General features: G+C 72.3%; 12 protein-coding genes and 3 pseudogenes. 4 read left to right on the forward strand and 11 right to left on the reverse strand.

What is annotated here, in order from left to right; translation table 11 throughout:
• The 3 genes and pseudogenes from JM949_RS18500 to JM949_RS18510 all read right to left on the reverse strand — a co-directional run.
• Positions 1-506: pseudogene (locus JM949_RS18500) on the reverse strand (hypothetical protein); the annotation flags it as partial.
• Between the two features lie 173 nt (positions 507-679).
• Positions 680-1,342 carry a type VII secretion system-associated protein gene (locus JM949_RS18505; protein ID WP_203149680.1) on the reverse strand — a complete coding sequence of 221 codons (663 nt, stop codon included), beginning with the start codon at positions 1,340-1,342 and terminating at the stop codon, positions 680-682.
• A gap of 13 nt (positions 1,343-1,355) precedes the next feature.
• Positions 1,356-6,041: a DUF6531 domain-containing protein gene (locus JM949_RS18510; protein ID WP_203149681.1), complete on the reverse strand. Its 4,686-nt coding sequence runs from the start codon at positions 6,039-6,041 to the stop codon at positions 1,356-1,358.
• Positions 6,042-6,248: 207 nt separating this feature from the next.
• On the opposite strand from JM949_RS18510, the gene JM949_RS18515 reads away from it, so the two are divergent.
• Entirely contained in the window at positions 6,249-6,554 is a 306-nt protein-coding gene (locus JM949_RS18515) for a hypothetical protein (RefSeq protein ID WP_203149682.1), read from the forward strand.
• A gap of 484 nt (positions 6,555-7,038) precedes the next feature.
• Here JM949_RS18515 and JM949_RS39205 read toward each other — a convergent pair whose 3' ends face one another.
• From JM949_RS39205 to JM949_RS18530, 3 genes are all read right to left on the reverse strand, one after another.
• Positions 7,039-9,108, reverse strand: a complete 2,070-nt coding sequence (locus tag JM949_RS39205; protein WP_309232217.1) for an FtsK/SpoIIIE domain-containing protein — start codon at positions 9,106-9,108, stop codon at positions 7,039-7,041.
• On the reverse strand, positions 9,021-11,705 hold the full coding sequence (locus tag JM949_RS37300; RefSeq protein WP_309232218.1) for an FtsK/SpoIIIE domain-containing protein: 2,685 nt from the start codon (positions 11,703-11,705) through the stop codon (positions 9,021-9,023). Before JM949_RS37300 ends, JM949_RS39205 begins: the two co-directional genes overlap by 88 nt.
• 90 nt (positions 11,706-11,795) lie before the next feature.
• Positions 11,796-12,092: a WXG100 family type VII secretion target gene (locus JM949_RS18530; protein ID WP_203149684.1), complete on the reverse strand. Its 297-nt coding sequence runs from the start codon at positions 12,090-12,092 to the stop codon at positions 11,796-11,798.
• Positions 12,093-12,327: 235 nt separating this feature from the next.
• On the opposite strand from JM949_RS18530, the gene JM949_RS18535 reads away from it, so the two are divergent.
• Positions 12,328-13,026 carry a hypothetical protein gene (locus JM949_RS18535; RefSeq protein ID WP_203149685.1) on the forward strand — a complete coding sequence of 233 codons (699 nt, stop codon included), beginning with the start codon at positions 12,328-12,330 and terminating at the stop codon, positions 13,024-13,026.
• A gap of 17 nt (positions 13,027-13,043) precedes the next feature.
• Positions 13,044-13,496 (forward strand): DUF4333 domain-containing protein, encoded by a 453-nt coding sequence (locus tag JM949_RS18540; RefSeq protein ID WP_203149686.1) that lies wholly within the window; start codon positions 13,044-13,046, stop codon positions 13,494-13,496.
• 31 nt (positions 13,497-13,527) lie between these two features.
• Here JM949_RS18540 and JM949_RS18545 read toward each other — a convergent pair whose 3' ends face one another.
• A complete protein-coding gene (locus JM949_RS18545; RefSeq protein ID WP_203149687.1) occupies positions 13,528-14,532 on the reverse strand; it encodes a DUF1996 domain-containing protein in 1,005 nt (334 codons plus the stop codon).
• A gap of 277 nt (positions 14,533-14,809) precedes the next feature.
• Here JM949_RS18545 and JM949_RS18550 point away from each other — a divergent pair, with 277 nt between their 5' ends.
• Positions 14,810-15,391: a DUF3592 domain-containing protein gene (locus tag JM949_RS18550; protein ID WP_203149688.1), complete on the forward strand. Its 582-nt coding sequence runs from the start codon at positions 14,810-14,812 to the stop codon at positions 15,389-15,391.
• 27 nt (positions 15,392-15,418) lie between these two features.
• Here the strand turns inward: JM949_RS18550 and JM949_RS18555 are convergent.
• The 4 genes and pseudogenes from JM949_RS18555 to mfd form a co-directional block, all read right to left on the reverse strand.
• Positions 15,419-17,037 (reverse strand): annotated as a pseudogene (locus JM949_RS18555) (DUF885 domain-containing protein).
• Between the two features lie 90 nt (positions 17,038-17,127).
• Positions 17,128-18,132, reverse strand: a complete 1,005-nt coding sequence (locus JM949_RS18560) for a nucleoside triphosphate pyrophosphohydrolase (protein ID WP_203149689.1) — start codon at positions 18,130-18,132, stop codon at positions 17,128-17,130.
• Between the two features lie 2 nt (positions 18,133-18,134).
• The gene (locus JM949_RS18565; RefSeq protein WP_203149690.1) at positions 18,135-18,941 is read right to left on the reverse strand and encodes a hypothetical protein; all 807 of its coding nucleotides are present in this window, start codon (positions 18,939-18,941) and stop codon (positions 18,135-18,137) included.
• Between the two features lie 62 nt (positions 18,942-19,003).
• Positions 19,004-22,638 (reverse strand): annotated as a pseudogene (gene mfd, locus JM949_RS18570) (transcription-repair coupling factor).
• Between the last annotated feature and the right edge of the window lie 115 nt (positions 22,639-22,753).

Genomic DNA, 22,753 nt, shown 5'->3' on the forward strand with positions numbered 1-22,753 from the left:
GTCGGCTGAGCCGCCGACGTCGCCGCCGGCCGTGGCTGACCGGCCGCCGGGGCGCTCGCCTGCTGACCGGCCGCCGGCGGGACCGGCTGCTGGTCACCGGACGGCGGGTCCGGCCGCTGGTTGGCCGGCGGTACGGCCGTCGGCGGCGTGCCGACCCGGATCTCACCGGAAGCCGCGCCCTCGGGGAGGACGAAGACCCAGCCAGCCCGGATTTCCTGCCCGGGCTCGGTCAGCACCAGCCCGTCCGGCTGCACCCGACCCTTGTTGAGCTGGTAGAGCTCCGGCCAGCGGCGGCTGTCGCCGAGGACGCGGTCGGCCACGCCGGGCAGAGTCAGGTCGCTGGCAGTGCCCGGTTCACCCGGGACCACCCAGTACGGCACGGCGGGCTCCACGGCGCCCGCTGTGCCCGGTGTCAGCGGCAGCAGCAGAGCCGCCAGTACGGCGGCGACGAGCAACCGGACCGGCCGGGACGGGCGCCGTAAGGCGGCACGGAGCAGCCTGCGCATCAACTACCTCACTCAGAGCGTTGTCGTGACTCGTACGGGTGGGCCGGCGGTGCAGAGCGGCTCCACCCGAACACGTAACCGGGGCCGAACGGGTTCACCGCCCGGCTCGTCTGGGAAGGCCGCCGCCCGGCACCGAGGCTGCCGACATCTCGGGCCGCCGAGGTTCCCTCCCGTCAGGCGAGGTCGGCCGCGGGAAGCCGCAGCTCCAGCTCGCTGCCCGGGTTGAGCACCAGATACCGGTCACCCATTGCCGCGACGAGTTCCGGGATCGGCCGCCGCTCCCAGTACTGCCAGTCCACAGGAGCGGGCAGGTACCGGTCCGAGGTGAACGCGTGCACCACCGGCCGGTCGAGACCCGCGTCCAGGTCGGCGATGCCGACCCCGGGCACGTGCGGCACGAAGACCGTCGCCTCGCGCAGCGCGTCGCGGACCTGGTCGTCGCCGCCCAGGCCGGTGACCGCCAACTGCAGGGCGTTCTCCACCTCGTTCGCGGGAACGGGGAACCCGAGTGCGACAGGGCTCGGCTGGTAGTTCGGGTTCCGCTGGAACTCGTCGCTGATCTCGCCCTGCTCGTCCACCCGGAACGCGCCGACGACCGCCCAGCCGGGCACGTCCCCGGCCCCCTCGAACGCCGGATCGACCGCGTAGATCCAGCTGTCCGGGGCCCGCTTCGCCTGCCGGCGCATCTCGTCGGTCACCGTCGGCGGTGGCGTCGTCGTCACCATTGATGTCCTCTCCTCGCCCTGGTCCTGCTCACTCTGCCGGTGCCCGCCGCCTGGGGCTCGCCCCGTCTGTGCGGTCTCGTTCGCCGGCGGCCTGTTGTCGTCAGCCTTCATCCGCGTCATACCTTCACGGCTTGTACAGGGGGTTCAGCACGTCCTCCTTCAGGAACGGGCCGAACTTCGGATCCTGCGGGACCTGGATCTTCACACCGTTCACCAGCTTGTTTGGATCGGTAGGGTCCTTCACCGGCACGGCCGACGTGTTGTAGTGGCCGTCGATGCGGGTGGCCGAGATGATCCGATCCGGTGGGATGTTGTTGTAAGCCGACCATTCATCCTGGTATTTCATGTTTTCGATGTGCGGGTTCTGAGTCGGCGCGTGGAGCATCGGGTCCTTCTTCGCGTCGATCGTGTAGAGCCACCCATGTCGCTCGTGGTAGAGCACCCCGTCCTGGCCCTTCTTGCCGAGAAGCCCGAGCTTGGGGTCCGCTGGGGGGCGGATGAAGGACAGCGCCACGTCAAGGTTGCCGGTGGTGGAAACGAAGCCGCTCCCCTCGGGGTTGTGCTGATGCTTCCCCAGGTCGTAGTGCGGCGTCGTGCCGTCGAGCGTGGCGTTGGACTTCAGTCCGCCCTTGAAGATGACGTCGGGCCCGATCGTCGAGCCGTGATACACGTACTTGGGCACGGGCGGGTTGGGCTTCCGCGGGATTCCGTACTGGTCGACCGTGGGGGCAATGTCCTGCTGACCGATGTCGCCAAGGTCGGCGTCGTCGGCCCCCAGGTCGTCCGGGCGCTTGCCGCTGCCCCCCTTCGACGACCCGGCGGTGTCGGGCAGGCTCCGCACATCGGTGCCCCCGCCCGGAGAGGCCGGGGCCCTGCTCGACGAGCCGGCCGTGCAGGCCAGGCCGAGCGGGTCGGCCGCGGCGTACGGGTTGGGTACGTAGCCCGCCGGATCCGGGGCCGGCGCGAGGCCGAGCGGGTCCTGGCTGACGTACCGGCCGCTGATCGGGTCGTAGTAGCGGTAGACGTTGTAGTGCAGGCCGGTCTCTTCGTCCAGGTACTGGCCGGGGAAGCGCAGGGGGATGACGCTCTGGTCGTCGCCAGCGCGGACGGCGCCCCACAGGCTCGCCTCGTTGCGCCACACCAGCGCGCCGTCGGCATCGACGAGGTCGGTGGGCGTGCCGACCATGTCGGTGACGATCGCGTAGAAGCGCTCCTCGATCTGGTCACGCTCGTCGCGGACGGTCTGGGCGACCGGGCGCTGCTCGTCCGGGTGGTAGTCCCAGGTGGTCACCCGGATGCGGCCGTGCTCGTCCGTGTGCACCTGCTCGACCAGCAGCGACCCGTCCCAGACGAACTCCACCTGCTCGACCGGGGTCGCGTCGTCGCCAGCGGCGTACCGCTGCTTGCCGATCCGGCGGCCCAACGGGTCGTAGCGGTACCGCCAACGGTCACCCCCCGGCGTCAGCACCCCGACCAGCCGGTCGTGGGCGTCCCACTCGAGGTGCCACGTGCGGTCTTCGTCGACCGGGTCGGCCAGCGTCCGGCTGACCATCCGGCCCTGCGCGTCGTACCGGTAACGGACCCCGCCCGCCTCGGTGACCAGGTTGCCGTCGTAGCGCAGCTTTCCGCCGTACGGCAGGCCGGACACCTGCGCCGAGGTCAGGCTGCCGGTCGCGTCGTACCGGTAGTCCTCGACCCGGCCGGCGCCCCGGACCTCGACCACCCGGCCGGCCGGGTCCAGCGTGAGTTCGACCCGACCGGTCACATCGTCGTCGATGCCGGCGAGCAGGCCGTCGACCCGGTAGTCGAACCGGCGCTGCCGCAGGCCGGGCAGCACCTGCGCGGCCAACTGCCGGTCGGTGTCGAAGGTCTGCTCGAGCACCAGCCGGCCGTCGAGGCTGCGCCGCAGCTCCCGCCCCCGCCAGTCGTGCCGGAAGCCGAGCGTGTGCCCCGCGGTGACCAGCGACTCCAGGTTGCCGAACGGGTCGTACGCCCAGACGCTCTGCGCCCCGGCCGGCGTCCGGCGGTGCCGGGCCCCGGTGTGGTCGTCGTAGCGGAAGGCGAGGGTACGGCCGTTCGTGGTGTGCGCCACCACCCGACCCCGCTCGTCGCGCTCGATCGATATCCGGGCGTCGGCGTTCTCGGCCGTCACCAGCCGGCCCAGCACGTCGTAGTGGTACCGGGTGGTGCCGGAGGCGGTCCGCCGCTCCACCACGTTGCCGAGCGGATCGTGGACGTACCCGGTGGTCTCGCCGAGTCCGTTCGTGGAGCTGATCAGCTGGCCCGCCGCGTCGTAGGCGTACCGCCGGACCCGGCCGTTGAAGTCGGTCTCCTCGACCAGCCGGCCAGCGGGGTCGTAGGTGTAGCGCCAGACCAGCCCACGAGGGTCGGTGACCGCGGTGAGCCGCAGCTCGGTGTCGTACTCGTAGCTCGTCCGGGCGCCGGTGGCGTCCACCGTGGCCAGCACCAGGTCGAAGGGCCCGTACTCGGTGCGGACACGGTGCCCGGCGGCGTCGACCCGCTCGACCGGGTTGCCCTCGCTGTCGTAGCGCACCCGTTCGGTACGTCCGAGCGCGGTGATCCGGCGCGCCTGACGGCCGGCGAGACCGGGGTCACGCGCCGGGTCGTCGGCGCGGAGCCGGTCGTAGTCGAACGGCTCGGCCACCCCGAGCTGGCTGACCGTGGGGTCCGGGGCGGGGTCGTAGGTGCGGCGCACCGTCCGGTCCCCGTCCTGCACGTCGACGGTCAGGGCAACGCCACTGGCCGTCACCCGCGCCTCGGTGCCGTCCGGCCGAACGACCGTGTGCAGCCGACCGTCGGTGTCGTACTCGTAGCGGGTGGTCCGGCCCAGCGGATCGGTCCGCGCCAGCAGTTGGTTGTACCGGCCCCACTCGAACCGGGTCGTGTTGCCCAGCGGATCGGTCTCGCTGACCGGGTGGTGGGCGTCGTCGAACCGGTAGACGGTGACGTTGCCCAGGGAGTCGGTGTACGTGGTGGTCCGGTTCTCGACGTCGTACGCCAGGGCGCCGTTGAGGAATCCGTCCGCGCCCTCGGTGCGCACGCAGCGGCCGTCGGCGTCGTACACGTACCGGTAGTCCACCCCGTTGCGGTCGCGCCAACCGGTGGCCCGGCCGGCGTCGTCGTAGGTGAACCGCATCGGCCGGCCGGACGCGTTGTCCACCTCCACGAGCCGGCCCTGCTCGTCGTAGCGGTAGCCCGCGACCAGGGCGGTACGCCGTCCGGCCGAATCGGTGCGATGCAGGGCGGTGATTCGGTTGTCGGAGGTGGTGACCGCGATCAACTGCCGGTCGCCGGTCCGCAGCGCGACCGGCGCGTGGCTTTCGTCCCGCGCCACCTCCAGCCGGCCACCGTCGCCCTCGGCGACCACCGCGAGTCGGCCGACCGCCCCGGAGAGCAGGAAGAGGATGCTCCGGCCGGCCACCGGGTCGGTCACGACGGCCGTGCCGTCACCGCGGACCGTGAGCGGCCAGCGCGGTCCCTCCTCGGGCAGGACCGTCGCGCCGGCCGGTGCCGGCGGGTAGACGAGGATCATGCCGTCCGGGGCGAAGTAGCAGACCCCCTGTCCGTCGAACTCCAACCGCTGGTCGAGCGTCGAGGCCCAGGACGGACCGAACCAACCGCCCGCGCGGTAGGTGGACAGGTGGGTCCGCTCCAGCACGGGCTGTCGGCGATCCGGCAGCTCCAGGTCGATCTGGGCGAGGACCATCTCGCCGGTGGCCACGTCGACCGGGTCGGTGACGCACTTGCGTACGTCGATCGTCAGCGACGTGTCCTTCGGCACGGGTGGCCGGTTGGCGCCGGCACCCTTGCCGGCCAGCCCGCCCCCGATCGTCTTCCCGCCGCCGGCCTCCAGGCCCCGGGTGGCGCCCTCGACGCCGCCCTTGACCAGCCCGGGCGCGCCCTTCGCCGCGAACTTCATCAGCCGCGCGGCGATCCGACCGCCGGGGATGAGACCCAGGGCCATGCCGCCGGCGGCCATCCCGATCTCGGCGGGGTCTCCGCCGAGCACCGCTCCCGCGAGGTCGATCGCGCCGGAGAGCAGACCGATGGCCTCACCGAGTGGCGGAAAGATGAACGAGGCGATCACCGAGAGCGCGTCCAGCACCAGGGTGATCCACTGGATCACCGTGCTCCGCAGGAACTCGATGAACGCGTGGAACGCCTCGGCGATCTTCTCCCAGAGCGAGCGCTGGGGGGCGTCCTTCGCGAGTTGCCGCAGCGTTGCGGCGGCGGATCGGGCGGCCTGGTCGCGCAGCGCGGTCGCTTGCCCGAGCAGTGCCTTGGCCTGGTCGAGCGCCTGCCGGGCATCGTCGGCCCGGCGCTGGGCGGCGGTGACGTCGTCGTCGGCCTTGTCCTTCGCGGTCTGGGCGGCCGCCGCGTCACCGCTGAGCGCGGTGAGCGCCGCCTGCGCGGACGACACCGCCGCCTGCGCCGCCCCCTGGTCGCCAGAGGCCTGCTGGGCCTGATCCAGAGCGCGCAGCGACATGGTCTGCGCCTCCTCCAGCGACGGAAGGTAGCGCAGGTACGCGTCGGCCGCCGTGGCGTACGAGTGGGCCATCCGGTCCAACCGGGGCGGCAGCTTGCCGATCAGGTCCCGGAAGGCCTCCATCGCCTTGCCCTGCCCGACGTCGATCTGACCGCCGGTGGCAAGCAGGTCGTGCGCCTCCTGGGTGGTCCTCGCCAACTCCTGGTAGGCCCGGGTGATCTCCTCGAAGGACTCCGGATCCCCTGGCACCGGGTCGGAGTCCAACTGCAACACCGACCACTCGGCGTCCCCCGGACGCGCCATGACCAACCTCCCCTATCGCACCGTCTGGTCCCCCCACAACCGCGCCGGGTGCCGGGAGCCGACTCGCACACGTAGGCGATCGAGAATCGGTTCAGCGCTGAACCGCAACGGCACGGCATCCGTGTACGGCGCGGAGTTGCTGTGACGGCCCCGGAGGGAACCGGAGATGAGCGAGCGAACCGGCAGGCTCGGCGCGGCGGTGCCGGCATGAGCGTGATCGACGTACCGGGTGCGGAGCTGGAGCGGATACACGACCTGCTACAGCGCACCAAGGATCTGATGGACAGTGCCCCGATCAAGTCCATGGGGCACGTGGTCGACACGCTCGGCCAGCGTGACCTGCAGAGGGCCGCCCACGACTTCGAGAAGCGGTGGGGTGACGGCCGCCACGTGGTGGCGAAGGACCTCGAAGGGGTACGCGACGCCGCGAAGGCGGTCGCGGACGCGTTCCGGGAGACGGACGAGCAGACCGTCAACGCCCTCACGAACCCGGACGACGGAGGGAAGAAGTGACCGGCGTTACAGCCTCGACCCCGACCGGCTTCCAGCTGCGCACGCCGGAGGACTGGGTGGACTACTCGGTCGCCGACGAGGCGACGAGAACCGGATGGCGCAGGAGGTGTGGACCCGCGCCCGCGAGGGCGGCCTTCCCGAGGAGCAGGCCGGTCAGTACGCCGAGCAGCTGCGCCGGTCGGTGCGCGAGGCCCGCCGCGCCGGCGCGGTGCACGCCGCCGGCGTCTTCCAGCTGTACGAGGACGGTCCGCTCACCGCGACGGTGCTGGTCTCGGTGGTCACCCAGCCGGTGACGGGCGACATCATCGGGGCGCTCACCGCGATCGGGCAACCCGGCCGGGCGGACGGCACCTGGCGTCGGGTGAGCACGGCGCAGATCCCCGCAATCGGCACGGTCGGTCGGGTGCACGGCATCCAGAACGTGACCCAGGACGGAACGACGATGCGCTGTGCCGTCATGCACACGGTCGTACCGCTGCCGGGCTCATCGAACGTCCTCGTGGTGACCGGGTCGAGCCCGAACCTCGCCGAGGCGGAGGAACTGTTCGAGCTGTTCGCCACGATCACCGGGACCTTGACGTTCACCTGGGGGGACGAAGCCTCGGCGCTCGCGACTCCCCAGGCTTCCGTGGGGGAGTCGGCGACCAGGGGGTGAGTCGCCGACGCACGTCAGGGGGACACCGGAAGGTGTCCCCCTGAGTGTGTTGTGAGCGCTGCTCAACGGGCCGGGGCCCGCGCGGGGCCCACGGCGACCGCCGTCAGGATCCCTGCGGCACGGCAGCCGCGGGAGGCTCGTCGTCGAGCACCGCCCGCAGTGCCGCGAGATCGGCGCGGGGCACCTGTACGAGGTGCAGCTTGCCGTCGCCGAAGTGGGCGAGGGCCGGCCGGGCCGGCCGCCGGCCAGTTGCCCCCGGGAAAGCTTGGCGCCGACGAGCTCACCGTCGCCGAGGCCCTGGGGACTGAGCAGCGCGCCCTGCCGGTTGCGCCGGGCGTCGACGTGCCAGCCGCCGAAGCCCCCGGAGAGGCCGTCGATGGTGCCCGCCATGATCAGGCCACGACCGGTCTCCGCTCCGGTCCGCGCGATCTCGCCGAAGTCACTGCCGGCGTCGCACTTGAGCAGCTGTTCCGCGTCGTCCAAGACGACCACGACCGGGCCGTCGCGCCCGTCGAGGGCCGCGGCGAGCCGCGCCGAGGTGAAGTTCTCGCCCGCCACGACGTCGAGCACGCCGGGCACGCCGACCAGTTCCCGCAGCGGCGACCGGCGCGGCGCGCCGATCACCACCGGCGTCCCCCGCCCGAGCAGGCCCGCCACCATGGCCAGCAGCGCTGTGCTCCGGCCGGAGCGCGGCGGCCCGCCGAGGACGAAGGTGGGAATCTCCGCCAGGTCGGGCCCGATGCCGGTGAGCTCGTCGCCGCCGACGCCGAGCAGCGTCCACAGCGGACCGGACGGTCGGGTCAGGGCGTGTGACTCCGCCAGCGTCAGCTCGTCGGGCAGGACGTCGATCCGGAACGGGCGGGCGGCGCGGGGCAGGGCCTCGTCCCGCGACCGGGCCGCCGCGCCGATCTCCGCGAGCGCCCGGGCCTGCCCCTGACCGGAGCTGTCCTCGGCGAGGAGCGCGATCTGCGCCTCCGCGCTGTCGGCCGCCCGGATGGCCCGGCCCGACTCGATCTCCTCGGGCAACTGCCGGTAGTTGATCCCGACCATGCTGTAGTCGCTGCGCTCGCTGAGCCGCAACACCAGCTTGTCGTCGGTCGTCGACGAGATCCGGGTGGAGAACATGCTCCGGTCGCCGGCCAGCACCACGTGGATCCCGGCCCCGGCACCCTCGCGCAGCAGCGTGAGCAGCGCGGCCATCACCGTGCCGTTGTCGTAGTCGGCAAAGGTCTTGTCGAAGACCTCGAACCGGTCCAGCAGCACGAGGAGGTGCGGCGGGCGGTCACCCTCGACCGCGCTTGAGCGGTACTCCACGAGGCTCGCCGAGCCGCTCGACGCGAGAAGCTGCTGCCGCCGTCCCAGCTCGGCGAGGAGACGGCCGAACAGCCGCCCGAGCCGTTCGGCCTCCGTCCGCTGCACCACGGCGCCGCAGTGCGGCAGGTCGTTGAGTGCCAGCAGGGCGCCGTTGCCGCAGTCGACGCCGTAGAGGTGGACGTCGGCCGTGGAGTGGGCGCGGGCGAGCGTGCCGGCGATCGTCCGCAGCGTCTGCGACCGGCCACTGCGCGAGGAGCCGATAACGTGCAGATGCCCCAGCGTCTCCAGGTCCAGCTCCAGCGGTGTCTGATCCTGCTGGGCCGGCAGGTCGACCAGCCCGTACGCGACGGCCGGCAGGTAGCCGCTGCCCCGGGCGGCGGGAAGCGCGTCGACCGTGAGGGTGGTCGGCAACGCCGGGAGCCACGGGCTGTGCTGCGGCGCGATGGCGAGCTGCTCGTTGGCGCCCCGGATCGCCTCCACCAGCACGGCGAGGTCGGTCAGCTCGGCCGCGGGCTCCGCGCTGCCGCCACCGGGGCGGGTCGGCGCCGGACGGCGAGGTCGGGCCAGGAGAGCGGCACCAGCCACGGTGCCCGCCGGGTGGTGGTCCGGGCGCCCGGGCGGAACCCGCCCACCCGGCCCGCCTGGAACGGCACCAGCGACGACTGCGCGAGGCGCACGTACGCCCGTCCGGGCGTGGACTTGGAGATCGAGGCGGCGTCCGGCGCGTTCAACACGTCCTGACTCTCGCTGCTGTCGGTCACCCGCAGCGCGATCCGCAGGTTGGTGTTGGCGCGGATCTCCGGCGAGACCACACCGCCCGGGCGCTGGGTCGCGAGCACCAGGTGGATGCCGAGGGACCGGCCGCGCTGCGCGATGTTGACCAAACCGGCCACGAAGTCGGGCAGGTCACGGATCATCGAGGCGAACTCGTCGATCACGATGAGCAGCCGGGGCATCGGCGTTCGGGTTGGCTCGCGGCGCAGCAGGTCGACGTAGTCGTCGATGTCCTTCGCCCCCGCCTCGGCGAGGATGTGCTCCCGGCGCCGCAGCTCGGCCGAGAGCGACGTCAGGGCCCGGCTCACCAGGTGGGTGTCCAGGTCGGTCACCATGCCGACGGTGTGCGGCAACAGGACGCAGTCCTTGAACGCGCTGCCGCCCTTGTAGTCGACCAGCACGAACGTCATGGCGTCCGGCCGGTTGGCCACGGCGAGCGAGGCGACCAGGGTCTGCAACAGCTCCGACTTGCCCGAGCCGGTGGTGCCGGCCACCAGGGCGTGCGGCCCGTCCCGCTTGAGGTCCAGGGCGAACGGGCCGTCCAGGGAGACGCCGAGCACCGCCTCGGTGGTGCGGCCCCCGGTGGTCCAGCGCGCCGCCACGGCGTCCGGCTCCGGCGGCTCCATACCGAGTACGTCGAGCAGCCGGCTCGCGTCGGGCAGCGCACCACCCTCGTCCGTGCCGCCGGTGTCCCGCAGCGGCGCCAGCGCCCGGGCCACCGTCCGCAGCCAGTCCGGCGAGACCAGGTCCGCGTGGACGCCGGCGATCGGCTCGGCCAGCGTCCTGGTGACCAGCAGCGTCCCGTCGGTCTGCTGCGCGACGACGGCCTGGCACTCCTCCGGCAGCAGCCTCTCCTCGGCGTCCACGCAGAGCGCGTAGACGCCGACCGACGGCCCCTCCCGCAGGATCTGCGTCACCCCGGGCAGGGACCGCAGCCGGCGCGCCCCGTCGAGCACCACGAGGATGTCGCGGAACGCGCCGTCCTGCCGTTGCGCGGAGCGGGCCGAGATGACGGCGACCAGTTCGGCCACCCGACGGCCCAGCGTCTGGGTGTCGGCGCCGACGGTGGCGAGGGTGTCCTGACCGTCGCGCGGTGCCGCGTGCGGCAGCCAGCGGGTCCACGACCAGCCCTCCTCGTCGCCCGCGCCGGCGAGCAGGTAGATCTGCAGGTCCTCGGGGCTGTGCAGGGTGGCCGCCTGCGCCACCATCCAGCGGGCGGTGGTACGGGCCACCGGGCCACCGGCGACACCGACGACGCCGTGTTTGCGGACCGGCACGACGGCCGGCACGTCGAGCGCGCTCCACCGGATCTCCCGCCGGTGCTCGTCCTGGCTCGGGTCGGTGAGCACCACCTCCGAGGGAAGGTCCGCGGTGCCCGTGCGCAGTTCCAGGAAGTCGGGGTCGGTGCGGCGCCGCTCCCAGAGCCGACGCTGCGGTCCGACCGCCATCAACCGCACCGCCGCGGGATCGGGATGGGTGTCCCGGCGGGCCAACCGTTCGGCGGTCAACGCCCCCTGCGCCTCGGCGGCGATCCGCTTCTTCTTCGCCTCGTACTCCGCCATCCGCACCCGGTGGCTGGCCCGTCCCTGCCGCCGGGCGGCGATCTGGTTCACGATCAGCGCCACCGGCGACAGAACGGCGAAGAGCAGGGTCAGCGGATTCCGGGTGGCGAGGTACATGCCCCCGGAGACCAGCAGCGGCGCCAGCACGGTGATCAGCGTGATCGGCCGCCGCTCGGGTGGCGACGGTTGTGCGGGGAGCGCGAACCGGGTGGCCCGGGCGGCGGCGAGCAGCCGCGGCGGGCGGTTGTAGTCCAGGCCGGTCCGGTCCTCGGAGACCTGCAGCGCGGCGTCCGCACGGACCGGGTGGCGCAGCTCCAGCAGGGAGGAACCGACGGCGAGCTGCCCGCCGGGCGGCCACACCAGCTCACCGGAGACCTCGGTGCGGTCGAGCAGCAGCCCCGGCTGGAGCAGGCTCAGCCGGCACTCACCGTCCGGGGTGACCCGCACCCGCGCCGTCACGGCGGCGAGCGTCGGGTCGGAGAGGCGGATCCGACTGGTGCTGGCGGCCCCGATCGCGTGCTCGCCGATGTCGAGCTGGTGGACGTCACCGGCGTTCGTGCCGCCGACCACCCGTACCTCGATCAGGCCCGGCGGTGGTGCGGGCGCCTCGGGCGCCGGGCGGTCCAGGCCGAGAACCGTGCCCTGGTGTACCGGGGCCTCGGCGAGGGTCAGCCGCGGATCCAGGGGCGCGCCGGCGACGAAGATCGTCGGCGGCGTGTCCGTCGCGGACGGACGGCGGGCGGCCAGCGCCGCGGCGAGTTCCCCGACGGTGGTGTCGAGGTCCGCCTCCACCTGGTAGTCGGTGACGGCGGTGGGGGGATCCGCAACGGTGAGCAGCAGGCGCACGGGTTTCTCCTGGTCGGGTGGTCCGTCGAGAGGAAACGGTCAGGGCCGCGTGGTGATCTGCTCACCACGCGCCCCCGGGCCGTTCGTCCGTCAGCGGCCGAGGCTGCTGCCGGTCTGGCTGTCGGTCTCCGCGAAGGCGTCGCCGACCTGCGTGAGGTACTGGCTGATGCCCTCCATGCCCTCCAGGGTCTGGTCGACGCTGCTCTTGTACTCGTCGAAGTACGGCTGGAACTGCTGCTGCGCGGCCGGGGTGTTGTAGCCGCCCTGGATCAACGTGTCGATCTTGCTCTTGGCCTGGGTCATCCCGTCCAGCAGCGTCTGCATGTTCTGCTGCAGCCAGCTCGCCGACTCCTGGATGTCCTCGCTGACGATGTGGTAGGTGGCCACGTTCCCGCTCCCTCGTTTCGTGCGTCTTTCCGGCGGGCGCGGCGGTCATCGTGTGGACCGCCTTCCGCCGTTGCCGCCACCCACACGGATGGCGCTCCGGAACGGTTCAGCGGGATGTTCGGGTTCGTGACGCGGAAGCTTCCCGTCCTTGCGGTGAACCACATCGCGCGCCCGACCGTGTGGGTGCCGACCGGGCGTACGGGCACGGTCGCACCGAACACGAGGTGGAGCACTCATGTTGTTGCCCAGCCGGATCGCGCGTACCGCGATCGCACTGACGAGCCTGGCGGCCCTGGCCGCGTGCGGCGACAAGGCGCCCGAAGCCGCGGCGCCCGCCGCTTCCACGGCCGCAGCGCCCAGCCCTGCCGTCTCCGCGGCCGCGAGCCCGGACCAGGTACCCGAGGTGATCGAGGCGTCGGCGTCGCCGATGGCCGCGCCCACCGTGGCCAAGACCCAGCGCCGCGTGCAGATCTACAGTGGTCCGGCCGCCGGCCCGCTCTCGCCCCCACCAGACCGGGGGCGGGGCAGCACCATAGTGCAGTTGAACGGCACCGCCTCCGCCGACATCGGCACGTACGTCGCCGACGGGCAGGGCCGGACGCTCTACCGGTTCGACAAGGACAGCGCCAAGCCGCCGAAGTCCACCTGCAACGGAGACTGCGCGAAGACCTGGCCGCCACTGCTGATCCACTCGCCCGGCCAGATCTACCCGAGCGGGATCAACCCGCAGCTCGTCGGCTACGTGGAGCGCGCCGACGGTACCTGCCAGGTGACCATCGGCGGCTGGCCGGTCTACCGGTTCGCCGGGGACAAGGCGCCGGGTGACATCAAGGGCCAGGGGGTCGGCGGCACCTGGTTCGCGGTCAACCCGACCGGGGGCAGGACGAAGCCACTGCCCGAGGTCGTCGCCGTGCCGACCGCCACGGCTCGCTGAGGACCGGGGGAACGACGATGACCAACCCGTACGGAAGCCTCGACGGCTCCGCCACGCCCCCGGCCGCGGCTCCCCCGGCGCCCCGCTGGACCCCGGCGCCGCCGCCGCAGTTCGGCCCGTCCGCCTCGGGCCCGGAGACCGGCCGCGCGCCGAGGCGCGGCGTCTCCCCGAAGCTCGTGGCGGCGATCGGTGGGCCGGTCGTGCTCGCGGTCGTGTTGGTGCTCGGCCTGCTCTGGCCCGGGTTCCTCAACCGCAAGGTCTTCGACACGGCGGCGCTCCAGCGCGGGGTGCTGACGGTGCTGCGGGAGAACTACCAGCTCGACGCGGACGAGGTCGCCTGTCCGGTCGCCCCACCGGTCAAGGTGAACAGCCGGTTCTCCTGCTCGGCGCGGATCGCCGGTCAGCCGAAGACGGTCACGGTGACGGTCACGTCCTCCGCCGGCCGGTTCGAGGTTGGCCGCCCGGACTGACCCGTTGCGGCCGCCGCGGTCCGCGCGGCCCTCAGCCGTCGTGGCAGGTCCGGCCCGCGTTGAGACAGGCCACCACCTTGGCCGTCACCGTCTCCGGCATGAGGTTGAGGAAGAACGCGTGATCGGTGAGCGGGCTGTTGTGCTGGCCGTCGAACGCGTCGATCTGGAAACGGACGACCGGCGGAAGGTCGTACGCGAGCGTCATCCGCAGCCGCGGCACGGGGAACGTGTCGTGGGGGCAGGCGCCGTCCTGGTCGGCAGCGAGGAGGTGCGCGCGGTGGGTCGGGCTGTCGAGCCGCCGGCCGTCCCAGCAGCTGGGGAAGTCGAAGATCCGCAGCACCCGGTCACCGACGGGGCAGACGGGGTAGGCGGTGGTCCGGCGGTCGGGCGTGCTGGAACAGGTCCACGTCGCCGCCGGGCGGGCGCTGCCGTTGGTTATGGCCACCGCGTCCCCCACGGTCCCCGCGAGCCGTAGCGGCATGGGCACCACATGTCCGCGCGAATTGCCCAGGAACGTGAGGGTGACGGCGGCCGGCACCTGGATCTCGCCGTCGTGCCCCGGATGCCCGACACCGCCGTCTCCCGCCGGCACGGTCCGCAGTACCGGCCAAAAGTAGGTGGAGCGGTCGCCGTTGCGGCAGGTGGTCGGGGCCGTGGCGAGACTTCGGGGGGTCGAGCCGACCGCCGTGGAGACGTTGCCCACGTAGTCGTGCACGTGGTGCGCCTGCCCCGGGTAGCCCGGCGCCGCCACGACGTTGGCGGTGTTGCGGTGGCCGATCTCGTTGCGGCCGCAGTCCCACGTGTAGCTGCCGGCACCCGCCGGAGGTGGCACCACGGACTGGGCGGCGTCGGAGCGTACGGAATCGATGTCCATGAAGTCAGGGCCGAGCTGGCTGGCGAGCGGTCGTCGCGGGACGTGTCCCGCGACGACGCCCTCGACCGCCCGTACCGTGCCGACGCCCAGCCCGATCAGCAACAGCTCCAACGCCAGCATGACGGCGACACCCCGCCGTCGAGCCATCGCCGACTCGCTCATGGCCGGAAGGTTATCCGGCACGCCAACGCGCCCGCCTCGGTGGGCGTCCCCGGCTGGGTCTGGGACCAGCGGTAACAGCCAACCGTGAGCGTGCGTCCGACGGCGGTGTGACGCGGATCAACGAATCGTCGGCCCTTTCGGGATCGGGTCGTGAGGTCGCGGCCGACGGGACGAGATCCGGGTCACTTGACGACGGCCGGTCGAACCGGCAGCCGTTCCCGTCACGTGGGTGCGATGACCACGCTGTACGCCCTTGATCGACCGGAGGACGCCTGACATGCCCATCCAGATCCTGAGGACCCTCGCCAACGTCTTGTCCGGTCGCGGAGCGCGCACCGCCGCAGGCGCCGCACTGGTCACCGACGGCCTCGTCGGAATCGATGTGCCCTGGGGACGCAAGCGCAACGGCATCTTCGGATCCCTCGTGGTGCTGGCAGTCGGCCTCCTGTTCGTCGGTCTCGGCTGGTGGTGGCATGGTCAGCACCAGCCCTACCCGGATGGAACGTCGACGACCGCCACCGTCACCAGGATCACGACCTCCCGCGACAGCAACGGCCGCACCATGTACTCGCGGGTCCTGACCTTCACCGCGTCGGACAACCGGCCGGTGGAGTTCACCGAACCGGAGCAGAGCAGCAATCGGCCGACGCTGGGTTCGACCGCCACTGTCTCCTACCTGCCGCAGGACCCCGGGTCTGCGCGCGTCATTCCGGACACCGACTGGCTCCCGTACGGCATCATCGCCCTGGGCGCGCTGGCGGCGGCCATCGGAGGGGTGATCTTCGTCGTCCGTCTCGTCACCCTCATCACCGGCATCTATCTGCTGGCCAGCGCGGCACGGCGCAAGGTTCACCAATGACCGTCGACGACGCAGCGGCCAACGCGTCTAGAGGTCGAGCAGGGTGCGCAGGTGGCGCGGGGGCGGGCAGTCCTGGGCGAGCATCGCGTCGTGCCAGTCGCGCACCGACACCCCGTCCGGGCGGGCTGCGGCGATCTCGGCCATCTCGCTGTACCCCACGAAGTAGGTGGAGAGCTGCGTCGAGGTGAGCAGCGACCGGCGCCACTTGCCGGCCGCCTCGCCCTCCTCCTGGAAGCCGCGCTCGGTCATCAGCGCCATCGCCTCGGCCTCGGGCAGCTCCTCGGCGTGCACCAACTGGTCGAGCAACGCGTTGATGGTCATGCGTAGCTGCATCTTGAGCTGCTGCAACCGCACCGGCAGGCCACCGAAGCCGAGCCCGGCCATCAGCTCCTCGGCGTACACCGCCCATCCCTCGACGAACGGGCCGGAGCGGGCCAGCGCCCGCACCCTCGTGCCGCCGACGTGCCGCCGGGCGTGGGCGAGCTGGAGGAAGTGGCCGGGCATCGCCTCGTGCACGGTGAGGTTGCGGACCATGTGGTCGTTGTATTCGCGATAGAAGGAGTCCACGCGCCGCGCCGACCAGTCCGCCGGGGTGGGCGCGATGCAGTAGAAGGTCGGCAGGGCGGCGGTCTCCAGCGGGCCGGGCGCGTCGCAGTAGGCCACCGCGACACCCCGGGCGAACTCCGGCATCTCCTGGATCACGCACCGGTCGTCGACCACTGTCACCAGGTCGTGGGTGCGGACGAAGTCGGTCGCCTCGTCCAGGGTCACCCCGGCCAGCTCGACGATCGTCGAGTCGTCCGGGTGCTCGGCGGCGAGCACGTCCAACGCCCGGCGTACCGTCGCGTCGTCGGCCGGGCCGCCAACCAGCTCGACGGCCGCCGCACGGATCTCCGCGGTGACCCGGTCCAGGTTGGCCCAGGCGCGGCGCTGGATCTCGGCGGCCCCCAGCTCCGTGTCGAGGGTGTGCCAGAGCCGCGCCTCCCAGCGGCGGCGGCCCAGTCGCGGGTCGCGGCCGGGGCCGGCGTCGGCGGCCAGGCCGGTGCGCAGCCAGGCGACGAACTCCTCCAGCGCGGCGATCGCGGCGGTGGCCGCCGGCTCGACCTCGTCGAGGCTGCCCGGCGCCTGGGCGATCAGCCCGGGCAGCTCGTCGCGGATCAGCGCCGCTGTGCCGGTGAACTGCCCGACCGCCGTCTCGGCGTGGATCCGCGGCATGTCCCGCAACGTCGCGCGGGCGGTGGCGAGGGCATCCGGTACGGCGGCGAGCCGGCCCGCCAGCTGCGTCAACCGCACCTCAGCCGGGGCGTACGGGCGGCCAGCAGCGGGTGTAGCAGCGGACCGGGGTTGTGGTGCAGCGGATCCCACTCGTGCGGCCGGATCTCGGTCAGCTCGAACAGCTCCCGGTCCACGAAGGAGGTGAGCAGCGCGTGGTCCACCTGCTCGTCAACGTCCAGCGAGTCAGGGTCCAGTTCGGACAGCGCGTTCGCCGCGTCGGAGAGCATCACCCGATCGGCGGACAGCGCGTCGGCGGACAGATCCGGAAGCCGGGAGTCGAACCGATGATCCCCGGCAGCGGTGGCGACCCCCGGCCGCGACTCCAGCAGAGCCTCAACAACCCGCTCCGCGAGTACCCCAAACTCCTCCACCGGCCCCACCCTACCCAGCCCTCCGCGCCCACCTCGGTGATCAAGAGGTTTGGGTCAGATCCGAGCCGGATCCTGATGCGAATCTCTTGATCAACGCGGGTCGACGGGTGGGGGTGGGGATGGGGGCTGGGTTTCGGCGGCTCGGATGGCTTGGGCGTAGGCCAGGGTGGTTCGGCGGAGGGCCGCTTCGGGGTCGATACCCGCTTCGCGGGCCGCGACGACGGTCGCCAGCAGGCTCGCGCCCAGTCTCGCCTCGGCATCCACCTGCGTGGCGGCCAGCGGAGGTGGGACCTCGATGCCGTTGCGGGTGGCACGTTCCAGGATCTGCGCGGCCAGGGCCAGGGCGGGTTGGCTGAGCGCCACACCGTCCAGGACGGAATCGCGCGCCTTCTCGACCCGCTTGATCCGCTCCCAGTTGGCGGTGATTTCCTCCAACGTGCCCGCCTCGGCGCCGGCAAAGACGTGCGGATTGCGCCGGATCATCTTGTCGACCAGGCCACCCGCCACGTCGTCGATGGTCCACCGCTCGCCCTCGGGCAACTCCTCCGCGAGCCGGGCGTGCAGGACCACCTGCAACAGCACGTCGCCCAACTCCTCACGCAGCGAGTCGGTGTCGTCCTCGACCATCGCGTCGTACGCCTCGTAGCTCTCCTCCAGCAGATAACCCGCGAGGCTGCGATGCGTCTGCGCCCGCTTCCACGGGTCGCCGCCCGGCGAGGCCAGCCGGTCCAGCACGGCCACCGCGTCGAGCAGCCGCGCGCCCGGCGGGTCCCACGAGCCGTACATCAACTCCAGCTCGGCCAACCCCGGCTGCCGGGCCAGCCGCAGGCCCAACTCCCGGGCCAGCGCCTCGTCGCCCGCCGGCCCGGCCAGCCACACCACAGTGCCGTGCGCCGCCACCGCGTCCAGCAGCGGCTGCGTCGCCGGACCGTCCACCACGGTGACCTCGGCGCCCGCCTGACGCACGGCCGTCACCAACTCGCCCTCCGCACCGGTCAGCACCGGGTGCCGGCGTACGACGTCCCAGGCCGCCGAGGTCAACAGGCCGGCGGGCAGCCGGGGCGAGGTGACCAGGAGGACGATCCGTGCCGTCATGCTCAGCTGGCCGTGCCCGGATCCGGGGCCGGGCCCTCGGCACTCGGCGCGTCACTCGACGGCAGCGGCTCCGGGGTGGAGATGTCGGTGACCGGGCCGTCCTCGTTGATGTACGGCAGCGAGTAGAAGACCAGCGACTGGCCGGTGCTCACCACCGACGGCACCCCGACCTTCTGGAAGCGCGGGTTGATCGTGACGTCGAGCCGGTCCGCCTCGTCCTCGAGCGCGGCGCTGAGCGCGGTGGCGCTGCGGACGAAACCGCCGTCGCCGAACGCCCGGCGGACGTCGGCCACTGACATGCCAGGCTGGATCGCCCCGGTCTTGGTCAGCGCGCCGTAGACGGCCATCAGCGAGTCGTCGCTCAGCTCGGCCGGCGGCAGTTGCTGGTTGAGCACCTGGAGCAGGTCGATCCACTCGCCCCAGAGCCTGGCGTACTCGGTGCTCGCCGGCACCCGCAGGCTCTGCTCGAGCTGCTGCGGGGTCACCTCGTCGGGCACCTGGACGTTCTTCGCCGCCGCCACCCGCTTGCCCAGCTCCAGGCCGACCAGCAGGTTGACCACATCCTGGCGGGTCACCGGGGAGCGCAGCTGCTCGGGCGACGGGGTCGCGTTCGCCTGACCAGCCTCCTGCCGGACGGCGTCGCCGTACTTCGTCTGCACCTCGTCGTAGATCGTGTCGACGCGATCCACCGAGTAGGTAGTGTCACCGACGTACGCGGCGATGTTCGGTGCGGACTTGCCGCAGGCAGCGAGGGAGAGGACACCCAGGGCCGCGACGCTGGCGGCGGCGATCACACGGCGAGCACGCATACCCGTCACTCTCTCATGCCCTCTCCCACGCTGTGACGGCCCCCACCTCACCCCGCCCCGCCTCAGCTCGCCGCGGCGGCCAGCGGGGCGGGGGCACCGAGCACATCGGAGAGCAGCTGCGCGCACCACTGCAGCAGCGCCTGGTCGCGCAGTGGCTCACCGCCGATCCGCCGGGTGGTTGGCCGGGGCACGCTCACCTGGTCGGTGGCCTGCTTGTAGACGGCATCCGGGTGGTAACGCTTGAGCCGCAACTGCTTCGAGTCCGGCAACGGCAGCGGACCGAACCGGACGTGCTTGCCCTGCATGGACACGTCGGTCAGGCCGTACCGGCGGGCCAGCAGGCGGAACCGGGCCACCTCCACCAGGTTCTGCACCGGGGCCGGCGGCTCGCCGTACCGGTCGGTCATCTCGGCGATCACCTCGCCCAGCCGCTCCTCGTCGCGCGCCTCGGCGAGCTTGCGGTACATCTCCAGGCGCAGCCGCTCCACGCCCACGTAGTCGTGCGGCAGGTGCGCGTCGACCGGCAGGTCGATCTTGACGTCGGTCTCCTCCTCCGGCCGCTCACCCTTGAACGCGGAGACCGCCTCGCCGACCATGCGCACGTACAGGTCGAAGCCGACGCCCTCGATGTGCCCGGACTGCTCGCCGCCGAGCAGGTTGCCGGCACCCCGGATCTCCAGGTCCTTCATCGCCACGTACATGCCGGCGCCCAGCTCGGTGTGCTGGGCGATGGTCGCCAGCCGCTCGTGGGCGTGCTCGGTGAGCGGCTTCTCCGGCGGATAGAGGAAGTAGGCGTACGCCCGCTCCCGACCTCGGCCAACCCGACCCCGGATCTGGTGCAGCTGGGCCAGGCCGAGCAGGTCGGCCCGCTCCACGATCAGGGTGTTGGCGTTCGGGATGTCGATGCCCGACTCCACGATCGTGGTGCAGACCAGGACGTCGAACTCCTTCTCCCAGAAGCCGACCATGACCTTCTCCAGGGCCTCCTCGCCCATCTGGCCGTGCGCCACCGCGACCCGCGCCTCGGGCACCAGCTCGCGCAGCCGCCGAGCCGCCCGGTCGATCGACTCGACCCGGTTGTGCAGGTAGAAGACCTGCCCGTCGCGGAGCAACTCGCGGTGGATCGAGGCGGCCACCTGCCGGTCGTCCTGCGCGCCGACGAAGGTGAGCACCGGGTGTCGCTCCTCCGGTGGGGTGGCGATCGTGGACATCTCCCGGATGCCGGTGATGGCCATCTCCAGGGTCCGTGGAATCGGGGTGGCCGACATGCTCAGCACGTCGACCGACGCCCGCAGCGTCTTCAGGTGCTCCTTGTGCTCGACACCGAAGCGCTGCTCCTCGTCGACGATCACCAGACCCAGCTGCTTGAAGCGGGTCGCCGTCTGCAACAGCCGGTGGGTGCCGATGACGATGTCGACGGTGCCGTCGGCGACCATCTCCAGCGTCCGCTCGGTCTCCTTCGCGGTCTGGAACCGGGACAGCTGCCGGATCTGCACCGGGAACTGGCTCATCCGCTCGGCGAACGTGTTGTAGTGCTGCTGCACCAGCAGCGTGGTCGGCACCAGCACCGCCACCTGCTTGCCGTCCTGCACCGCCTTGAACGCCGCCCGGACCGCGATCTCGGTCTTGCCGTAGCCGACGTCACCGCAGATCAGCCGGTCCATCGGGACGGTCTGCTCCATGTCCCGCTTGACCTCGTCGATCGCGGCGAGCTGGTCCGGCGTCTCCTGCCAGGGGAAGGCGTCCTCCAACTCGCGCTGCCACGGCGTGTCCGGGCCGAACGAGTGACCCTTGGACGCCTTGCGGGCGGCGTAGAGCTGGATCAGCTGCGCGGCGATCTCCCGGACCGCCTTGCGGGCCCGCGCCTTGGACTTCTGCCAGTCCGAGCCGCCCATCTTGTGCAGGGTCGGCTGCTCGCCGCCCACATAGCGGGAGAGCTGGTCGAGCTGGTCGGTGGGGACGAATAGCCGGTCGCCGGGCTGGCCCCGCTTGCTGGCCGCGTACTCGATGACCAGGTATTCGCGGCTCGCGCCGTTGACCGTTCGCTGCACCAGCTCCACGTACCGGCCGATGCCGTGCTGCTCGTGCACCACGTGGTCGCCGGCCTTCAGCTCCAGCGGGTCGATGGTGTTGCGCCGCCGGCTCGGCATCTTGCGCATGTCCCGCGTCGAGGTGCCCCGGCCACCGGTCACGTCGTTACCGGTGAGCAGCACGAAACGGGACGCCTCGTCGACGAACCCGCTGCTCAGCGCCCCGCAGGTGACCACCAGCTCGCCGGGGGCGGGCGCGCTCGGCACCTCCTCGGTCAACCTGGCGCCCAGGCCGGCGTCGCGCAGCACCTCCACCGCCCGCTGGGCGGGGCCGTGCCCCTCGAAGACCAGGGCGATCGACCAGCCCTCGCCGGCCCAGCGCTTCAGGTCGTCGACCACTCGCGAGGTTTCGCCGTGGTAGAGCGGGGCCGGCTGAGCGGACAGGGTCACCGCGATGGCGTCGTCCGGGGTGACAGCGGTCTGCTCCGGCGCGTCCTCCCAGGGCTGCCGCGTCTCGGCGGTTGCCGGCTCCGCCTCGACCAGGCCGAACGGGGAGAGCGTCCACCACGGCTGACCGAGCCTGCCGGCGGCGGCGCGTACCTCACCGAGGGTGCGGAAGGCGGCGGCGCGACGTCCACCGGGGCCTGGCCGCCGACAGCGGCGGCGGCCCAGCTGGCCTGCAAGAACTCTTCCGAGGTACGCACCAGGTCGTGCGCCCGGGTGCGGATGCGCTCCGGGTCGCACAGCAGCACGTGGGTGCCGGCCGGCATGGCGTCCAGCAGCAACTCCAGCGAGTCGGGGCCGACCAGCACCGGCGCCAGCGACTCCATCCCCTCCACCGGAATGCCCTCGGCCAGCTTGTCCAGGATCTCCGCCAGCTCGGGATGCTGCTCGGCCAGCGCGGCGGCCCGGTCGCGGACCGCGGGGGTGAGCAGCAACTCCCGGCAGGGCGGGGCCCAGAGCAGCGGAACCTGCTCGATGGTCCGCTGGTCGGCGACGGCGAAGGCACGGATCTCCTCCACCTCGTCGCCCCAGAACTCCACCCGGGACGGGTGCTCGTCGGTCGGCGGGAAGACGTCCAGGATGCCCCCGCGCACCGCGAACTCGCCGCGCTTGGTGACCAGGTCGACCCGGGCGTACGCCATGTCGATCAGCCGGCGGGCGACCTCCTCCAGGTCCGCCTCCTCGCCTGCGGCGAGCTGCACCGGCTCGAGGTCGCCGAGCCCCTTGAGCTGGGGCTGGAGCAGCGAACGGACCGGCGCGACGACCACCCGCAGTGGGCCGGTGCCGCCGTGCGCGTCGGTCGACTCCGGGTGCGCCAGCCGGCGCAACACGGCCAGCCGCCGGCCCACCGTGTCCGAGCGAGGGGACAACCGCTCGTGCGGCAGCGTCTCCCAGGAGGGGAAGACCACCACCTGCTCGGCCGGGAGCAACCCCGCCAGCGCGGCAGCGAGGTCGTCGGCCTCCCGGGTGGTGGCGGTGACCGCCAGCACCGGCCGGCCGGCCCCGTCGTTGTCGGCGGCGACCGCCGCGACGGCGAACGGGCGCAGTGCCGCCGGGGCGGTGATGTCGAGGCCGTCGACCTGGGCGGCACCGGAGCGCGCCAGGTCACGCGCCCGGGCCAACCCGGGGTCGGCCAGGGCGGCGGTGAACAGACCGGTGAGCAAGGGAATCCTTCCAGGGGAGTCGACGCACACGACGGCGGCCCCTCGTCCAGTCGGACGGGGGGTGCACAGAGTCAGCCTATCTCCGTCGCCCGACAGTCATCGCCTTCCGCCCAGG

The sequence above is a fragment of the Micromonospora tarensis genome (genome assembly GCF_016803395.1).
GTDB lineage: Bacteria > Actinomycetota > Actinomycetes > Mycobacteriales > Micromonosporaceae > Micromonospora > Micromonospora tarensis.